This window comes from Tritonibacter litoralis, assembly GCF_009496005.1.
Taxonomy (GTDB): Bacteria; Pseudomonadota; Alphaproteobacteria; order Rhodobacterales; family Rhodobacteraceae; genus Epibacterium; species Epibacterium litoralis.
In genome coordinates this window covers 37,232-53,956 of sequence record NZ_WIBF01000014.1, presented here as the reverse complement: position 1 = coordinate 53,956, position 16,725 = coordinate 37,232, and the positions used below count along the sequence as shown (strand labels likewise).

Genomic DNA, 16,725 nt, shown 5'->3' with positions numbered 1-16,725 from the left:
CAAAGGATAAGAAATGGCCCAGAATGACCCACGCCGTGGTATTACCTTAATGATTTTGACCACCGCGATTTTTGCGGTTCAGGATGGGATTTCCCGCCATTTGGCGTCGGAATATAACGTCTGGATGGTTGTAACGATCCGCTATTGGTTTCTGGCGGTCTTTGTCCTGACACTGGCGGCGCGCAAGTCGGGCGGTGTCCGGAAAACGATGCAAAGCCAGCGTTTGGGGCTGCAAATCTTTCGCGGCCTGCTGCTGGCGACAGAGATCTGCGTCTTTGTCTATGCGTTCACGCTGTTGGGGCTGCTCGAAAGCCATGCGGTCTTTGCCTGTTATCCGCTGCTGATTGCCGCGCTGTCGGGGCCGATCTTGGGAGAGAGCGTCGGCTGGCGGCGATGGAGCGCTATTGGTATTGGGTTTCTGGGGGTGATTGTTATCTTGGAGCCCGGATTTGGTGTGTTCCAACCGGCGGCGCTGGTGGCTGTCGTCGGCGCATTGATGTTCGCCTTGTACGGCCTTTTGACGCGATATGTGGCGCGATATGACAGCCCGGATACCTCGTTCTTTTATGTGGGCGTGATGGGGATGTTGTTTATGACCCCCTTTGGCCTGTGGAACTGGGAAATCATGACCCGCACGGATTACGTTTGGATGGCGTTGTTGACCGTGTTTGGCGGCTGCGGTCATTGGTGTCTGATCAAATGCTATGAGGCGGCAGAGGCCAGCACAGTGCAGCCCTTTGCCTATTTACAGCTGGTGTTTGCGGCGATCATCGGTGTGTTTGTGTTTGAGGAAACACTGCGCACCAATGTGATGATCGGCACAGCGATTGTCGTGGGTGCGGGGCTGTTTACCCTATGGCGCGAACGCCTCAAGGGTTGAACCCGCAAGCTCTTTGGAAAACGCGATGGGCAAGGGGGGCTTGCCCAGACGCGCGCGATAGACCGGCAGGCTTTCGGTGACCCGCATCACGTAATTGCGGGTCTCGTTAAACGGAATATGCTCGATCCAGTCAACAATATCGGGATTACCGTCACGGGGATCGCCATAGCGTTCCATCCAGGCCTGTGGGCGGTGAGGGCCTGCGTTGTAACCTGCGGCCATCATGATGACATTGCCGTTAAACTCATCCGCAAGCCCGACCAGATATTGCGCACCAAGCTGAGCGTTATAGCGCCATTCCTGGGTCAGGCGGGCGGTGCGGTGTTTGTCCTGGATGCCCAGCTCACCGGCCACCAGATTGGCGGTTGCAGGCATCAGCTGCATCAACCCGCGCGCGCCTGCGTGGCTGATGACGGATGGGTCAAATTCGCTTTCGCGGCGTGAGATTGCCAATGTCATCTCTTCCGCCATCGGCAGATCGCGTCCGGCCACCGGGTGCAGGGGGAAATAGGCGTTCTTCAGCTCGATACCCTGGCGCGCGGCGCGTTTTGAAACCATGACTGCCAGATGCGGCTCCTTTAGGTCCACGGCCATCTGCCCGACCAAGGCGGCCTGATCTGCCGGCAGGCTCTCCACCAGATGTGTCAAAAACCGTTCGGCCAGGGTCAATTCACCGGCTTCCAACAGGGCAATCCCTGCTTGCGCGACAGACGATTGCATAAAGGCTGCGTCACGCCAGGATCCCGTGACCTGTGGCTTGGCCAGATCTGGATCAAAGGGACGGCCCAAGGCTTCGGCGGCCAGAAGCCCATAGAACGACGTCTGGAACTGCGCGCCTTGGTCAAAGGCGGCATGGGCTTTCTCAGCTTCACCCAAAGCCGTGTAAGCCCGTCCCAGCCAATAGCCGCCGCGGCCGATGGAAATGGGGGTTTCGACCGCTTCCATAAAACGCTCAAAGTGGAAGGCGGCCAGTTCCGGATCCTTGAGGAACCGCAGCGCGACATAGCCCGCAATCCATTCACAATCGGCATAGCCATACCCATCCTCGGGCGTGCTGAAATGGAAGGCCGCCAGTTGGTAGGCACGTTCATAATTCTTGTCCCGCATCTCTTGGCGCGCAAAGTCACGCCGTCTGCGCAGCCATTTTGCGGGTTCTCCCAATGCCTTGGCGCTGGTGCTTTGGGTGAGCATCAGATCAATGGCATCCGCTTGGCGGCGTTTGCCATCGCGCCAGGCAAATCGGTCATAAGACAGACCCGGTGATGCGCGCAGCCGTTCGGGCACCGCCTCAATCTTGGCATCAACACCCGGTTCGACCTCTTGCAAGGCAATCCGCGCTGTGGCCAAGGCGCGCTGCGCATCGCTCAGCAAGGGCAACATACGGCCTGCGCTTTGGGTATGCCCCTCCCACAACAACGCATCAGTGCGCGCTGCATGGTGATCTTTGAGCAGGGTCTTGTGCTGGCTCAAAAAGGCCTGATGCACCGATTCGGGCATGGCCATGGTTTGCCAGGCTTTCAAAAGGACAGCTTTGCCTTCGCCTTGGCGCCCGCTGGCACGCAAAGCATTGCCATAAGCCAGGGCACCTGCACCCGTCTGCGGGTCGGCTTGGCCAAAGAATTGCAAGATGGCGCGTGTGTTAGAGGCGGCAATCTGCGCTTCACTGCGACGACGCAACAGCGCCAGCCCCGGCCAATCGCTGCGCCGTTCCAAAAAGCGCATCACCTCGGACGCGCTCCCTTCGCCCGCGCGCAGGCGGTGCCATTCCACCAAATCCTGCGCCAGCGGATCCTGGCGACCGGCCTCGCGCCGGGCGGTGTCCCAATCCTGGGACTGGGCGGCGGCCATGGCATCACCCAGCCCTTTGGCAAACCCAGACTGTGGCAGTGTCAGACCAAAAACGAGGGCCGAAATGGCTGCGATCCGGCGGAGTGTGTGTGTCTTCACTTGCATTTTCCAGCGACTCGGGGATAGAGCCTGTGACGATAGTTTCTGGGTCGCAGGTATCAAATCAAATCCGTGCGAAACAGAAGCATTCGGACGACATCAGGGCGAATTCTCGCCGACTAAATTAAGATACACTCGCAAGTAAGGGAGCGTGCACCATGTTCAAAGGCTCTATGCCAGCCCTCGTCACCCCGTTTCGCAACGGTGAATTGGATCTGGACGCGCTCAAACACTTGGTCGAATGGCAGATCGGCGAAGGGTCAACCGGTTTGGTTCCCGTTGGCACCACCGGTGAAAGCCCAACGCTGAGCCACGAAGAACACGAAACTGTTGTGGCCGAAGTGGTCAAGGCTGCCGCAGGCCGCGTTCCGGTCATTGCGGGCGCTGGGTCCAACAACACCGTTGAAGCCATCCGCTTTGTTGAGTTCTCTGCCAAGGTTGGTGCCGATGCCGCACTGGTTGTGACGCCCTATTACAACAAGCCGACCCAACGTGGGATGGTCGCGCATTTCACAGCGCTGCACGACTGTGCGGATATTCCGATTGTGATCTACAATATTCCGGGACGCTCGGTCGTGGATATGACACCTGAGACCATGGGTGAGCTGGCCAAACTGCCGCGCATTGTTGGGGTCAAGGACGCAACTGGCGATCTGGCACGTGTTAGCCAACAGCGTGGAACCTGCGGGCCGGACTTTGTTCAGCTGTCAGGTGAAGACGCAACTGCGCTGGGCTTTAACGCCCACGGCGGGGTTGGCTGCATCTCGGTCACTGCGAATGTCGCACCAAAACTGTGTGCCGAGTTCCAGGCGGCAACTTTGGCAGGCGATTACAAAACCGCGCTGGACTATCAGGACCGCCTGATGCCGCTGCACGAAGCGATCTTTATCGAGCCGGGTCTGGTGGGGGCAAAATATGCGCTCGCGAAGTTGGGCCTGTGTTCCGAGGAAGTCCGCTCACCGCTGACTGGTCTGGAAGACAGCACCAAAGCCGCCATTGACGCCGCAATGGCACATGCGGGTCTGCTGTAATCGCGTCACGCAATTTGAATTTGAAAAGGCCCCACCGTGGCAACCGGTGGGGCTTTTTTATGCGGGGATCATCGATGGGGGACTAGAGACCCCGTCGAAAAACTACATCGGCAGATGGCATTCCAAATGGCGGGTCTTTTCTGGGTTTCTGACCACGTCGATCCGGGTGATCTGGCCGTCTTGAACCGTCAGCAACGTCGCTTGCAGTATCCCGTCCCGTTCCAGGCTCAGGATCCCTGGCTGGCCGTTTAACACGCCATATCGCCAGGTGTGCGGGATGGTGTAATTGGCCTTGCGTGCCAGGCCGGTGCACAGGCGGATCACCCGGTCTTGGCCCAATATCGGGTTGATTGCCGCCGCCGCCTTCCCACCGCCGTCCGAGACCAAGACGGCCTCTTGCGCCAACAGCTTTGTCAGAGCTTCGGTATCACCTGATTTGGAGGCTACAAAAAACGCTTCGGTTAGCGCTTGGGCTTCTGCATCCGGGGCGGCAAACCTTGGACGGTTGGATTGAATATGTTTGCGCCCACGCGAAGCCAGCTGGCGACAGGCCTCGGGGCTACGGTTCAAGGCTGTGGCGATCTCTTCATAATCGGCGTCAAACACATCATGCAGCAAAAACGCCGCGCGTTCCAATGGCGACAGGCGCTCCATCGCGCATAACAGCGCAACCGAGACGCTGTGGTCCGCGCCAACCGGATCCTCCATCCAGATTGGTTCGGGCAGCCATTCGCCCGGATAGGTCTCGCGTCGGCGTCGGGCCGACTTCAGCTCATCAAGGCAGGCGCGTGTGGTGATCCGTACAAGGTATCCGGTTGGGGCTTTAACGTCGCCCTGTTCAACGCCAAGCCAACGTTCAAAGACATCTTGCAAGATGTCTTCGGCATCGCTGACACTGCCAAGCATGCGATAGGCGATGGCAAACAATTGGGGACGCGCTGTTACAAACGCGTCCGTTGTTTGGTCCGTGACGTTGTCGCTGGACTGGGGCGATGTCATTTTGGCCTCGATCAGCTGCTGCTGGCCACAGGATGGGGCGTGCGGAAGCCAACTGCAATGCGGTTCCAACTGTTGATCGCGGCGATCAGCAGGCTCAAGGCGATTTGTTCGCGCTCGGTAAACTCTTCTGCAATGGCGGCATAATCCGCATCCGGCGCGCCTGTATCTGCCAGGCGGGTCAAGGCCTCGGTCCAGCCCAATGCGGCGCGTTCACGTGGGGAATAAAGCGAGGATTCACGCCAGGCGTTCAGCAGATGCATCCGGTCTTCGGTCTCACCATGAGCGCGGGCGTCATGAGTGTGCATGTGGATGCAAAACGCACAACCATTGATTTGTGAGGCGCGCAGTTTCACCAATTCCACTAGGCTGTGTTCCAGACCTGCGGTTTTCAGCACATCTTCCTGTGACAGCATCGGGCCAAAAAGTTCCGGTGCGATGGCAAAGTGATCCAGACGTTGGGACATAACAGTCTCCTTTTTTGGTGTGTCTGGAACAAAGACGAGACAGCCTGCCAGTTTGTGACATCGCCCCTACGTTTTTTTTAAAATTATCGTTTCCCGTAATAAAGCCCGACCACATGCTCTGCCTCGGCAAAGAACAGCCACCGGGTGGTGACCACACCTGCCGCGTGCACAAGGACCGCAAGCCCCGCAAACAGATGTTTAAGCACGGTGCTGTCCACGGGCACAACAATCAACGCAAAAGGCAGCACAAAAGCCAGTGCAAAGCCGATCACGCGCAGCTTCAGCGCGTGTTTGCGGCCCACGACAAAGACAAACTCACGCAGCAGGTAGTTGCTGCCGGTATGTGGCGGTTCAAACGCGCGCACATGCCCGTTGCCACCCAGACGTGTTGCCGTGGCCAGCGTAGTGCCAGAGGAGGCAAAGGCCTGATCCCCCTGCAGCCAACTGAAAAGCTGGATCAAAGCGGCCAGAGGCAGCAGGATCTGCGCCACGGTGATCTGCCCCGCCAACAGCGCACCGCCGGTTGCACAATAGCTGAGGAACAGCGCAGGCGTCAGCGGCGCGTGCCAGCGCGGCACGGTTTTCAGCTGGGTGTAAATCATCGAGGTGGTGAAAACAGTTGCCAGTGACAACGCCGCCCCCAATGCGCCCAAGACCTGCCAATGGCTGCGAAAAAACACCGCGCCAATGGCAAAGATCCCCATAACACTCAGCGCTGCCACCGCCGCGCAGCCTTCACAGCTGAGCCAACTGCTGCGCCACTGGCTAAAGGCGCGCCAGGCGCGTTTGGGTTGGCCCAGGTGAAAGGTTGAGGCGACAAGACCACCAACCGCCAGGCCAAAGGCCAGGCCATAGAACACAAAGGCCACCCAGCCAGTGACCGCTGGCAGGCCAAGGCCAAGAAACGCCAACAGGCCAAAGCCAAGACCGGACAAAGTGGTGAATACAATGACAGAAGGGGCGGGATGCATTACTTGGCTCCCCCTGGCAATTGATCAAGCGCTCGGTCCAGCCAGGCCATAAACCCCTGGGGCGTGGTATGGGGTTGATCAAGCGCAGGGGATGGCGCTGTTGTGGTTTGGTCCTTGGGTCGAGGTGGCAGGTATTTGTTGACGGGTTTTGTGCCCATCTCGGGCATCAAATCTACGCCGCCCCGGTCCGCCACCAATTGCGAGACGTCGGATGTTGCATCGCCCAGGTCACCAAAATGACGTGCGCCAGCGGGGCAGGTTCTGACGCAGGCAGGTATTTGATCTTCCTGCGGAAGATTTTCATTGTAGATCCGATCGACACATAAGGTACATTTCTTCATCACCCCTGCGGCCAGATCAAGTTCACGGGCGCCGTAAGGGCAGGACCAGGCACAGAGGCCGCAGCCGATGCAGTGGTCTTCGTTGACCAGAACAATGCCATCTTTGTCCCGCTTGTAGCTGGCACCGGTTGGGCAGACAGTGACACAGGGCGCGTCTTCGCAGTGGAGGCAGGACTTGGGGAAATGAACCAGCTGCGCGTCGCCTTGATCTGGCTGGATCTCATAGGAATGGACCCGGTTTAGAAAAGTGCCGGATGGATCCGCGCCATAGGGATCTTGGTCGGAAAGTGGCGCCCCATAGTTTTCGGTATTCCAGCCCTTGCAGGCAATCACACAGGCATGGCATCCGACGCAGATGTCGAGGTCGATGACCAGACCGAGCTTTTTCTGGGATTTGGCTGGGAGTGTGGTCATGGGGTTTGTGCACCTTTTATCGGGGCGGTGGTGCAGGCATGTGGAGAGACGGGGGCCAGCCCCCGCTTGAGCCTGCGGCTCAATTCACCCCAGGAGTATTTGGGAAAAGATGAAAGCTCAGGCTGGATCATTAACCAATTTTCCATTTGAGCGCTTTGGGGCCCTGGCCTACGGGGGAGATGAGGGGCGGGAATTCGGGTGTGCTGCGCTCTGGTGGGTCCACCTTTTCAATGCGCACTTTCAGGTCAAACCAGGCCGCCTGGCCGGTCACCGGATCAGAGTTGCTCCACCTGAGTCCGTCACCTTTTGGCGGCAAGAGTTCGTGGATCAGATGGTTCAGAAGGACCCCCCGGGTGGCCTCGGGCGCGTCTGGGGTGAGGGCCCAGGCCCCCTGGCGTTTGCCGATAGCATTCCAGGTCCAGACGGTGTGTTCATTCAGCGCGGCCATTTCCAGAACCGGGATCGTAATGCTGCCGCTGTGGGATGTGACGCGCACCCAGTCGCCGTCGCATAATTCATGCGTGCGCATCAGTTTGGTCGGAACATAAAGCGGGTTGTGCCCGTGGATCTGACGCAGCCAGGCGTTCTGGGTGCCCCAGGAATGATACATGGCCATCGGGCGTTGGGTCAGCGCATGGATCGGGTATCTGTCAGGGGCGGGCGCATGGCAAACCGGCAGCGGGTCCATTGCGGTTTTCAGCTGCGCGCGCAGGTGGTTGGGTGGTTGAGGTGTGCCAAAGCCTTCGGCGGCCAGTTGGAACCGGCGCATCGGCTCGACATAAAGTTGGAAGACATATGGCGCGGGTTTGTCAAACAGCCCCATGTCCACAGCCCAGTCCTGATAGGCGCGGTTCCACGGTTTGTAATACAGTGCCTCTTGCGGGATATGAGAGATGTGGAAACCACCGTTTTCGATATAGCGGTTCAGCTGGTCCGAGTTTGGCGTGCCACGTCCGGTTTGGTTGCCCTGTGGTCCGCGAAAGCCTGACAGGGGGCCGATACCCAGGCGGCGTTCGTGGTTCACAATATAGTCCGCATAATCCTGATACTTTGGCGCGCCTGTGTTATCCAAAAAGCCGGGCAGTTTCAGCCTGTTGGCCAATTGTACTAGAACGGTTTGAAAACCGCGCACATCGCGGTCCGGTTCCACCACCGGCCAGCGGATAGCATCGGCGGCGGCGTCGGCTTCGCAGATGGGGCGATCCAACAAAGAGATGCAATCGTGACGTTCCAGATAGGTGGTGTCGGGCAGGATCAGATCCGCATAGGCCACCATTTCCGAGGAATAGGCGTCCGAGTAGATAATATGCGGGATCACGTAATTGCCTGCGGCGTCCTGATCCGTCAGCATCTCCATCACCGATTGGGTGTTCATCGACGAGTTCCAGGCCATATTCGCCATATAGAGAAACAGCGTGTCGATCTTATACGGATCACCTGCATGGGCGTTTGAGATCACCATATGCATCAGCCCATGGGCCGACATTGGGTTTTCCCAGGTAAAGGCCTTGTCTATGCGCGCGGGGCTGCCGTCGTCCTTGAGGGCCAGATCATCAGGGCTGTGGACAAAGCCCAGATGCGGCCCGTCCAAGGGGCAGTCCGCCTTGGATTTGCAATGCGGGGTGGGATGCGCCTCCAGCGGTTTTGGGTAGGGTGGTTTGAAGCGAAAACCGCCGGGGGTTTCAACCGTGCCCAAAAGGATCTGCAAAACATGGAGGGCGCGACAGGTCTGAAAGCCGTTGGCATGGGCCGAAATGCCGCGCATCGCGTGAAAGGACACCGGTCGCCCCGTCATGGTCTTGTGCTGGACGCCGCGGAAATCTGTCCACTCTTGTTTGATCTCAATGGCTTCGTCAAAGGCCACGCGGGCAATTTCGGCCGCAATGGCGCGAATGCGCGTGGCGGGAATGCCGCAGTGGTTCGCGACCGTCTCTGGCGCGTAAGCGGGGTCCAGATACCGGTCTGCCATCAAATGAAACACGGGGCGGTGGGTCACGCCTTCCCAGTCAAAGCTGGCCGCCAGATCGGGTTCCACACCGGGTTCGTCAAAGGGGGCAAGCTTGCCGGTGCGCCGGTCCACCACCAAAGGGCGTCCTTCGGGGTCACGCAGAAACAGACCGGATTGATCGGTGCCTTCGGATTGGTTCACCAGAAACGGCGCGTTGGTATAGCGGGCAAGGTAGTCCAGATCAATTTTGCCCGCCGCCATCAGCACATGGATCAGGGACAGGATGAACAGCCCGTCTGTGCCGGGTGTGATACCAATCCAATCATCCGCAACAGCGTTGTAGCCAGTGCGGATTGGATTGACGGCGATGACATGGGCGCCGCGGGATTTGATTTTGCCGAGACCTGCTTTGATTGGGTTACTGTCATGATCTTCGGCCACGCCAAACAACATAAACAGCTTGGTATGGTCCCAATCGGGCTGGCCAAACTCCCAGAAGGCCCCGCCCATGGTATAGATCCCGGCAGCCGCCATATTGACCGAGCAGAAACCACCGTGGGCGGCATAATTTGGCGTGCCAAAGGATTGTGCCCAAAAGCTGGTGAAACTTTGCGACTGGTCACGCCCGGTGAAAAACACGAGCTTTTCAGGTGCGGATTTACGGATTGGCTCCAGCCATCCGGCGGCCATCTCCAGTGCTTCGTCCCAGGAGATTTCCTCAAACTCGCCCGAGCCACGTGGCCCAACCCGTTTCAGGGGAGCCCGCAAGCGTGAGGGCGCATTGTGCTGCATAATGCCAGCTGACCCTTTGGCGCACAGAATACCCTTGTTCACCGGATGATCGCGATTGCCCTCGATATAGGCGACCTTGCCGTCTTTCATATGCACGTTGATGCCACAGCGGCAGGCGCACATGTAACAGGTGGTCTTGCGGATTTCGTCCGAGACTTTGGGAGAGAGATCCACAAAGGGTTGGCTCGATGTCATCTGGCTGATCCCGCTGTTGTTCACACTCCGGTTTTGGAATTTCGCCCGGGTCCGGAAATTTTTTCCAACTTAAGTGAGGTTAGTGGGAACATGTCGCGAAATCATTGGCCAAAAGCGACATTTGTTGTTCGCAAGCGACACCAAGGACAGGTATTATTGCTGCGCGCGCTGGTTCAGGACCTCGGCCAGCAAGGCCATTCCGGGGCCAATCCGATTGGATTCAATCGAGGAATAGCCGATCCGATAGAAATTGTGGCGCCGGTTTTCAGGTGCAAAGAACGGCGCGCCCGGTTCGATCAAAACGCTTTTGGGAAGCAAATCTGCTGCAACCTGGGCCATGTCCACCTGTTCCGGGGCCTGCATCCACAAGGCAGATCCGCCATATAGTCCGCCGCCTGCGATCGTCAGACCATTTGTGGCGATGGCCGCATCCAGCTCTGTGCGTCTGTCATGCAGCACTTGGGCAATGCGGCGGATCTGGGCGTCATAATGGCCAAGGGACAGGAAGTAAGCGACAGTGCGTTGAATATGACCGGGCGGGTGGCGCAAGACACTGGCGCGCAGGGCACGGGCCTGGCGGATAAAGGGTTCCGGTCCAACTAGATACCCAAGCCGCAGACCGGGAAACAGAGATTTGGAAAACGAGCCCACATAGATCACACGCCCTTCGCTGTCCAAGGATTTGAGCGCAGGGGCCGGTGCGCGCAAAAAGGACATCTCAAACTCATAGTCATCTTCGACCACGACGGCATCGATCTGCTCCGCACGCTCCAACAATGCCTGACGACGCCCGTGGGGCATGTTGACCGTTGTGGGGCTGTGGTGGCTTGGAGTGACAAAGATCACATCTGTGTTGGCTGAGATGCGATCGGGGGGCAGCCCGTCTTGGTCAATCGGGACCATATTCAGGTCGCAGCCGGTGCGCATCAGCTGATCGCGCAGGGTGTAATAGGTCGGGTCTTCCACGGTTGCCTTGCGGCCGGATGACAAGAGTACCTGCGCCGTCAGCCACAAGGCGTTCTGTGCGCCCATGGTGATCAGGATCTCCTCGGGACGGGCGATTACTCCACGGCGTGGCAAAGAATGGCGGGCAATGTATTCCACTAACAGCGGATCGTCATTGTCATATTGATCATTGGCCAGCGCCGCAAAATCCCGCGCCCCCAGCGCGCGCAGCGCACATTGACGCCAATTGGTGTGATCAAACAGCGAGGGATCGGCCTGCCCGTAGATAAAAGTATATTGATACTCACGCCAGTTCTGCGGGCGGCGGGGCGTGTCTCCGCCGGTAAAGTCCCGTGCAATGGCCTGGCCCCAATCCTTGACCGGTCCGCGGGTTGGCCGCGGCGTATAGGCCGGCGGCACCGGCGCAGAGTCCGAGACGAAATACCCAGACCGCCCCCGCGAAGACAAATAGTCGTTGGCGACCAATTCGGTGAAAGCCAGCGTCACGGTGATACGGCTCACTCCAAGGTGCTGTGCCAGTTTGCGCGACGAGGGCAGTTTTTCACCCTGTTTGAACCGTCCCGATAAGATGCCTTCGGCCACCAGTTCCTGAACCTGCGCTTGCAAGGATCCGGTCGCATCGGGTTTCAGAAAGAATGTATCAAGCGCGATTGCCATGGCAGGCCTTTGTGGGGTTCGGTTGAGGATTTTGGACTTATTTCCTTGAGATCTGGATATAAGTGTGGTCCGTGGAAACTGGCAAGTGGCAGATTTAACCGGAGTGTATTGGCCATATACTGAAAACGCGCAGTAGAACTACCGGCTGGCGTCTTCCAAATTGAAATCTCGTTTCGGTTGTTCTTAACTGGGCGCGGGCTGGGAGACCCACTGGAGGAAAATCAATGAAAGACGCTGACATGCAGCAGGATCCGCCGGTCTTGCTGGAGGTTCACAATGGTGTGGCGACAGTTACTTTGAACCGCCCCAAAACGATTAATGCCCTGTCTGAGGATATGTTGGACGCGCTTCAAGGGACGTGGGATGCCTTGGCTGAAAACCGAGATGTCAAAGCGGTGATCCTGCGGGGGGCAGGCGATCACTTCTGTGCTGGTCACAATCTGAAAGAGATGACAGCGCGGCGTCAGGATCCGGACGGCGGGCATCAGTACTTTAACACGCTGTTTGCGACCTGTTCCAAGATGATGATGTCGATGGTGAATTTGCCACAGCCGGTGATTGCTGAGGTCACGGGCATTGCTACTGCTGCGGGCTGCCAGCTGGTGGCCACTTGTGATCTGGCAGTAGCGGCCGATAACGCAAAATTTGCCACCTCAGGCGTCAATATCGGTCTGTTCTGCTCGACCCCAATGGTTGCGCTGAGCCGTGTGGTGTCGCGAAAGGCGGCAATGGAAATGCTTCTTTTGGGGGAGTTCATCTCTGCAGATCGTGCACTGTCTATGGGATTGGTGAACCGGGTTGTGCCGCAGGATCAGGTGGCGGTCTCTGCCCAGGAGATGGCTGCGGCCATTGTGGGCAAATCCCCGGTTGCCGTGAAGCTGGGGAAGCGTGCGTTTTATGCGCAGGCAGAAATGGAGCTGGCGGCCGCCTATGCGTTTGCCGGTCAGACAATGGCGGAAAACATGATGGCGCAGGATGCAGAGGCCGGAATAGGGGCCTTTGTCAGCAAACAGCCAATGCCGGGCTGGAAAGGGGAGTAAGGGTTATGTCGATTTACGAAGGTTCAGAGTTGGCAAAAAACGCCGCCAACCATGTGGCGCTGTCGCCGGTTTCCACCCTCAGCCGTACGGCATTGGTGCATCCAGAGCGCACGGCGGTAATCTATGGAGAGCTGCGTCGCACATGGGGAGAAGTCGACGCGCGATGCCGTCGGTTGGCTTCAGCTTTAGCGCAACGTGGGATCGGCAAAGGAGATACTGTCGCGCTTCTGGCGCCGAACATCCCAGAAGCATTGGAATGTGCCTTGGGCGTGCCAATGATCGGTGCCGTTCTGAATGCTAATAACACGCGTCTGGATGCAGGCACCATTGCTTACATCTTGGAGCATGGTGACGCCAAGGCGCTGCTGGTTGATACCGAATTGTCCGGCATTGCCAAGGATGCCGTGGCTCAGCTTGACAGCCCTCCCTTGGTCATCGACATTTGTGACCCAACCACGCCGGGCGAACGAATTGGATCGGTCGAATATGAAGACCTGCTGGCAGAGGGGGATCCACAGTTTGAATTTTCCCCGCCGCAGGACGAATGGGACACGCTGTCGCTGAACTATACCTCCGGCACCACAGGCCGACCCAAAGGCGTCGTTTATTCCCATCGCGGTGCCTATATCAATGCGGTCAATAATACGATCACCTGGGCGATGCCGCATTTTCCGGTCTATTTGTGGACTCTGCCGATGTTTCACTGCAACGGCTGGTGTTTCCCTTGGACGATCACCCTGTTGGCCGGAACCCATGTGTTCCTGCGAGCGCCAAGGGCCAAGCCGATTTTTGACGCAATCGCGGACCATAAAGTCACCCATATGTGCGGCGCGCCGATCATTATGTCGTTGATTTCCGACGCCACGTCAGAAGAGACGCGCGCCTTCGACCATACTGTCGAATTCATGACAGCAGCAGCGCCGCCGCCGGCCAGCGTGATCGCGGGGATTGAGGGCAAAGGGTTTCACATCACCCATGTCTATGGGCTGACTGAGGTCTATGGGCCGGCCGTTGTCTGCGCTTGGAAACCGGAGTGGGATGCGTTGCCGGTTGCGGACCGCGCTCGTAAAAAAGCCCGCCAAGGCGTGCCCTATGAGTTGCAGGAAGACGTGCAGGTGTTAGATCCGGAAACCGGAAAGGCGGTGCCGCGGGATGGCCAGACCCAAGGAGAAATCGTCTTTCGCGGTAATATCATCATGAAAGGATATCTGAAATCGCCTGAACAGACGGCAAAAGCGTTCAAGGACGGCTGGTTCTGGTCTGGCGACCTCGCGGTGCAGCATCCAGATGGCTATGTGGAAATCAGGGACAGGGCCAAGGATATCATTATTTCAGGCGGTGAGAATATCTCGTCGATTGAGGTGGAAAACGTGATTGTTGAAATGGAGGCTGTGGCCTTTGCGGCCGTTGTGGCGCGTCCTGATGATAAATGGGGCGAGGTGCCCTGTGCCTTTGTCGAGCTGAAACCAGGTGCAGAACTGACCCAGGATGATGTGATTGAACACTGTCGCAGCAAACTGGCGGGCTATATGCGGCCTAAACTGGTGGTGCAGGGCATGTTACCCAAGACATCGACCGGTAAAATCCTGAAACATCTGCTGCGGGATCTGGCAAAGGCCGAGGCTCCGGATTTGGAAAACCTAGGAGATTAGAATGAAACTGTGCCGCCTACGCCAGGGAACTTCTGTCCTGCCTTGTGCTGTTGTGAACGACGCCTTTTATGATTTGTCGTCCAAGATCGGCGATTTTGATGCGGAATTCTTTGCAGCCGGGGGTCTGGACTGTTTGACGGGCGTGGATATTACAGGTCTGCCGGTGGTTGTCGAACATGATGGCTTTGCCCCTTGTGTGACAAAACCGTCCAAGCTTCTGTGTATCGGTCTGAATTACCATGACCATGCCAAAGAAGCGGGAATGGCGATCCCGCAAGAGCCGGTGGTCTTCTTCAAAGCGCCATCCAGTCTGTCGGGCGCTAATGATCCGATCCCCTTTCCCAAAGGCGCTACCATGCTGGACTGGGAGGTGGAGCTGGCGTTTGTAATCGGCAAACGAACCAAACGCGCCACACAAGCAAATGCGTTGCAGGCGATTGCAGGCTTTACGGTGCTCAATGATGTCTCTGAACGGAACTGGCAGTTTAACCGCGGAGGCCAATGGGCAAAAGCCAAGAGCCATGACGGTTTTGCGCCCATCGGCCCTTATTTGGTGCCTGCCGATCAAGTTCACGACATCAATGCCTTCGATCTGAGCCTCAAAGTCAATGGGACAACAATGCAGTCAGGTAGCACAGCGGATTTCATCTTTGATCTCGCGACGGTGATCGTGCATCTGTCCGAGTTTATGACTTTGGAACCCGGCGATATCATCACAACGGGCACGCCTGCAGGTGTCGGCTTTGGCATGGACCCTAAGGTGTTTTTGCGGCCGGGCGATGTGGTCGAGACGACGATTGCGGGCTTGGGCACCCAGATACAGACGGTCGTGACGGACGGCTGAGATTACCCTGCATAAATGTGTTTACACAACGGATGAGACCCTGAAAGGGGCCGTGCAAAGCAGTACGGCCCTTTTTTGTGTCTAGGAAAGCTATCCCAGTGAGGGGTTAAAGAATAGGGCTTGATCGACGCAAATAAAACTATAAAACTAGTTATATCGAATCGATGGAGAGTGGACGATGCAATGGGAAGAAGCGGCTCAAGGCTTTGCTGCGATGGGTTCAGAGGCGCGGTTACAGGTGTTGCGCGCGCTCATCCGCGCGGGTGGTGCGGGGCTGACAATCGGTGATCTTCAGGACCGAACCGAGATCGCACCGTCGACCTTGGCCCATCACATGAAATTTCTGGCAGGCGCTGGTGTTGTCGCCCAAGAGCGGCAAGGTCGGACGACCATCAATCGCGCCTGTTTTGACAAATTGGAAAGCTTAGCGGCCTTTATCCTCAGCGAATGCTGTGCGGATCAGGTCTTTTTGAACCAGATTGAGAACGAGGTAGAACAATGACGGATCTAACCCAGGGGCCGGTCTGGCCGCGCCCTCAATGGAAATGGCTGGCAACGCCCTGGGCCGTAAGTGCGGGCTTGCTGTTGGCCGTTGCGATGCTGGATGTTGCCCAATTCGGCTCGGTATTTGAATTTGCGCTCAATGCGCTGCTGCATACGCTGCGCTATGTGGTTTTTGCGGTGCTCTTGCTGGCCTATCTCAAGGCAACCGGCGCAGAAACCATGGTCGCCCGCGCGTTTGAAGGGCGTGAAGTGCGGATGATCTTTCTGGCCGCAATGTTTGGTGGGCTCGCGCCGTTTTGCTCCTGCGAAGTGATTCCGTTTATCGCAGGCCTTCTGGCGCTGGGCGCGCCTTTGTCGGCTGTCATGGCCTTCTGGCTGTCGTCACCGTTGATTGATCCGCCAACCCTGTTGATCACGGCTGCGGCACTTGGCTGGCCATTTGCTGTGGGCAAAGCCTTGGCCGCTGTCGGCTTGGGACTGTTTGGTGGGTTTGCAATCAAAATGGCCCGCAACTGGGGTGTCTTTGCCAGCCCGCTGAAACAAAAACAGGCAACCGGGTGCTGTGGATGTGGCACACCCAAAATGGATGCAAAACCGGTGTGGAAATTCTGGACCGAACAAGAGCGCGTGCAGACGTTCCGCAAGGAAGCGGTGTCCAACGGGATCTTCCTGCTGAAATGGCTGGCTTTGGCCTATGTTCTGGAAGCGCTGCTGGTCCACTACGTCAAGGCTGAGACAATCGCCACCCTGGTGGGCGGCGAAGGTATTCTGCCAATCGCAACGGCCGCTTTGGTTGGCATGCCGGCTTACCTGAACTCATATGTCGCGCCGCCGCTGTTGGCGGGCTTGATGACCCAAGGTATGAGCGCAGGCAGCGCGATGGCCTTCATGGTCGCAGGTGCCGTGAGCTCCATTCCAGCCATGGCGGCGGTCTGGTCCCTGGTCAAACCACAGGTGTTTGCAGCCTACCTTGGCCTTGGCGTCAGCGGCGCGATCTTGGCAGGACTCCTGTTCCAGCTCGTTTGATGTCTGGACGACACCTTAGGCAACAAGGGGCGGCTCCCGCGCAGCTCTGGCCAT

14 protein-coding genes are annotated in these 16,725 nt (G+C 57.7%); 7 read left to right on the top strand and 7 right to left on the bottom strand.

Annotated elements, in window-relative coordinates; genetic code table 11:
- Nucleotides 1–13 precede the first annotated feature (13 nt).
- Nucleotides 14–880, top strand: coding sequence for a DMT family transporter (locus tag GFB49_RS17985; RefSeq protein WP_153217327.1), 867 nt, complete (start codon nt 14–16; stop codon nt 878–880).
- Here GFB49_RS17985 and GFB49_RS17980 read toward each other — a convergent pair.
- Nucleotides 854–2,833 carry a lytic transglycosylase domain-containing protein gene (locus GFB49_RS17980; protein ID WP_153217326.1) on the bottom strand — a complete coding sequence of 660 codons (1,980 nt, stop codon included), beginning with the start codon at nt 2,831–2,833 and terminating at the stop codon, nt 854–856. The two genes, GFB49_RS17985 and GFB49_RS17980, sit on opposite strands and share 27 nt — an antisense overlap.
- Nucleotides 2,834–2,985: 152 nt before the next feature.
- Here GFB49_RS17980 and dapA point away from each other — a divergent pair, with 152 nt between their 5' ends.
- The gene (gene dapA / locus GFB49_RS17975; RefSeq protein ID WP_153217325.1) at nt 2,986–3,858 is read left to right on the top strand and encodes a 4-hydroxy-tetrahydrodipicolinate synthase; all 873 of its coding nucleotides are present in this window, start codon (nt 2,986–2,988) and stop codon (nt 3,856–3,858) included.
- A 102-nt stretch (nt 3,859–3,960) separates the two neighbouring features.
- On the opposite strand, the gene GFB49_RS17970 is transcribed toward dapA, so the two are convergent.
- From GFB49_RS17970 to pdxR, 6 genes are all read right to left on the bottom strand, one after another.
- Complete coding sequence (locus GFB49_RS17970) at nt 3,961–4,857, bottom strand: sigma-70 family RNA polymerase sigma factor (RefSeq protein WP_153217324.1); 897 nt, start codon at nt 4,855–4,857, stop codon at nt 3,961–3,963.
- 11 nt (nt 4,858–4,868) lie between these two features.
- On the bottom strand, nt 4,869–5,321 hold the full coding sequence (locus GFB49_RS17965) for a carboxymuconolactone decarboxylase family protein (RefSeq protein WP_153217323.1): 453 nt from the start codon (nt 5,319–5,321) through the stop codon (nt 4,869–4,871).
- An 83-nt stretch (nt 5,322–5,404) separates the two neighbouring features.
- Nucleotides 5,405–6,292 carry a dimethyl sulfoxide reductase anchor subunit family protein gene (locus GFB49_RS17960; protein WP_153217322.1) on the bottom strand — a complete coding sequence of 296 codons (888 nt, stop codon included), beginning with the start codon at nt 6,290–6,292 and terminating at the stop codon, nt 5,405–5,407.
- A complete protein-coding gene (locus GFB49_RS17955; RefSeq protein WP_153217321.1) occupies nt 6,292–7,047 on the bottom strand; it encodes a 4Fe-4S dicluster domain-containing protein in 756 nt (251 codons plus the stop codon). The genes GFB49_RS17960 and GFB49_RS17955 overlap by 1 nt, the downstream gene beginning before the upstream one ends.
- A gap of 130 nt (nt 7,048–7,177) precedes the next feature.
- Nucleotides 7,178–9,982 carry a molybdopterin oxidoreductase family protein gene (locus GFB49_RS17950; RefSeq protein ID WP_153217320.1) on the bottom strand — a complete coding sequence of 935 codons (2,805 nt, stop codon included), beginning with the start codon at nt 9,980–9,982 and terminating at the stop codon, nt 7,178–7,180.
- A gap of 153 nt (nt 9,983–10,135) precedes the next feature.
- Entirely contained in the window at nt 10,136–11,605 is a 1,470-nt protein-coding gene (gene pdxR / locus GFB49_RS17945) for a MocR-like pyridoxine biosynthesis transcription factor PdxR (RefSeq protein ID WP_153217319.1), read from the bottom strand.
- Nucleotides 11,606–11,829: 224 nt separating this feature from the next.
- On the opposite strand from pdxR, the gene GFB49_RS17940 reads away from it, so the two are divergent.
- From GFB49_RS17940 to GFB49_RS17920, 5 genes are all read left to right on the top strand, one after another.
- Nucleotides 11,830–12,645: an enoyl-CoA hydratase gene (locus GFB49_RS17940; RefSeq protein WP_153217318.1), complete on the top strand. Its 816-nt coding sequence runs from the start codon at nt 11,830–11,832 to the stop codon at nt 12,643–12,645.
- A gap of 5 nt (nt 12,646–12,650) precedes the next feature.
- Nucleotides 12,651–14,297, top strand: coding sequence for an acyl-CoA synthetase (locus GFB49_RS17935; RefSeq protein WP_153217317.1), 1,647 nt, complete (start codon nt 12,651–12,653; stop codon nt 14,295–14,297).
- A 1-nt stretch (nt 14,298) separates the two neighbouring features.
- Nucleotides 14,299–15,141, top strand: coding sequence for a fumarylacetoacetate hydrolase family protein (locus GFB49_RS17930; RefSeq protein ID WP_153217316.1), 843 nt, complete (start codon nt 14,299–14,301; stop codon nt 15,139–15,141).
- Between the two features lie 178 nt (nt 15,142–15,319).
- Entirely contained in the window at nt 15,320–15,643 is a 324-nt protein-coding gene (locus GFB49_RS17925) for an ArsR/SmtB family transcription factor (protein WP_153217315.1), read from the top strand.
- Entirely contained in the window at nt 15,640–16,671 is a 1,032-nt protein-coding gene (locus GFB49_RS17920; RefSeq protein ID WP_153217314.1) for a permease, read from the top strand. Before GFB49_RS17925 ends, GFB49_RS17920 begins: the two co-directional genes overlap by 4 nt.
- The last annotated feature ends 54 nt before the right edge of the window (nt 16,672–16,725 follow it).

Bases quoted from the DNA above. Each gene is read 5' to 3' on its own strand.
- GFB49_RS17985 (WP_153217327.1), top strand. From the start codon at position 14: ATGGCCCAGAATGACCCACGCCGTGGTATTACCTTAATGATTTTGACC.
- GFB49_RS17980 (WP_153217326.1), bottom strand. From the start codon at position 2,833: ATGCAAGTGAAGACACACACACTCCGCCGGATCGCAGCCATTTCGGCC.
- dapA (WP_153217325.1), top strand. From the start codon at position 2,986: ATGTTCAAAGGCTCTATGCCAGCCCTCGTCACCCCGTTTCGCAACGGT.
- GFB49_RS17970 (WP_153217324.1), bottom strand. From the start codon at position 4,857: ATGACATCGCCCCAGTCCAGCGACAACGTCACGGACCAAACAACGGAC.
- GFB49_RS17965 (WP_153217323.1), bottom strand. From the start codon at position 5,321: ATGTCCCAACGTCTGGATCACTTTGCCATCGCACCGGAACTTTTTGGC.
- GFB49_RS17960 (WP_153217322.1), bottom strand. From the start codon at position 6,292: ATGCATCCCGCCCCTTCTGTCATTGTATTCACCACTTTGTCCGGTCTT.
- GFB49_RS17955 (WP_153217321.1), bottom strand. From the start codon at position 7,047: ATGACCACACTCCCAGCCAAATCCCAGAAAAAGCTCGGTCTGGTCATC.
- GFB49_RS17950 (WP_153217320.1), bottom strand. From the start codon at position 9,982: ATGACATCGAGCCAACCCTTTGTGGATCTCTCTCCCAAAGTCTCGGAC.
- pdxR (WP_153217319.1), bottom strand. From the start codon at position 11,605: ATGGCAATCGCGCTTGATACATTCTTTCTGAAACCCGATGCGACCGGA.
- GFB49_RS17940 (WP_153217318.1), top strand. From the start codon at position 11,830: ATGAAAGACGCTGACATGCAGCAGGATCCGCCGGTCTTGCTGGAGGTT.
- GFB49_RS17935 (WP_153217317.1), top strand. From the start codon at position 12,651: ATGTCGATTTACGAAGGTTCAGAGTTGGCAAAAAACGCCGCCAACCAT.
- GFB49_RS17930 (WP_153217316.1), top strand. From the start codon at position 14,299: ATGAAACTGTGCCGCCTACGCCAGGGAACTTCTGTCCTGCCTTGTGCT.
- GFB49_RS17925 (WP_153217315.1), top strand. From the start codon at position 15,320: ATGCAATGGGAAGAAGCGGCTCAAGGCTTTGCTGCGATGGGTTCAGAG.
- GFB49_RS17920 (WP_153217314.1), top strand. From the start codon at position 15,640: ATGACGGATCTAACCCAGGGGCCGGTCTGGCCGCGCCCTCAATGGAAA.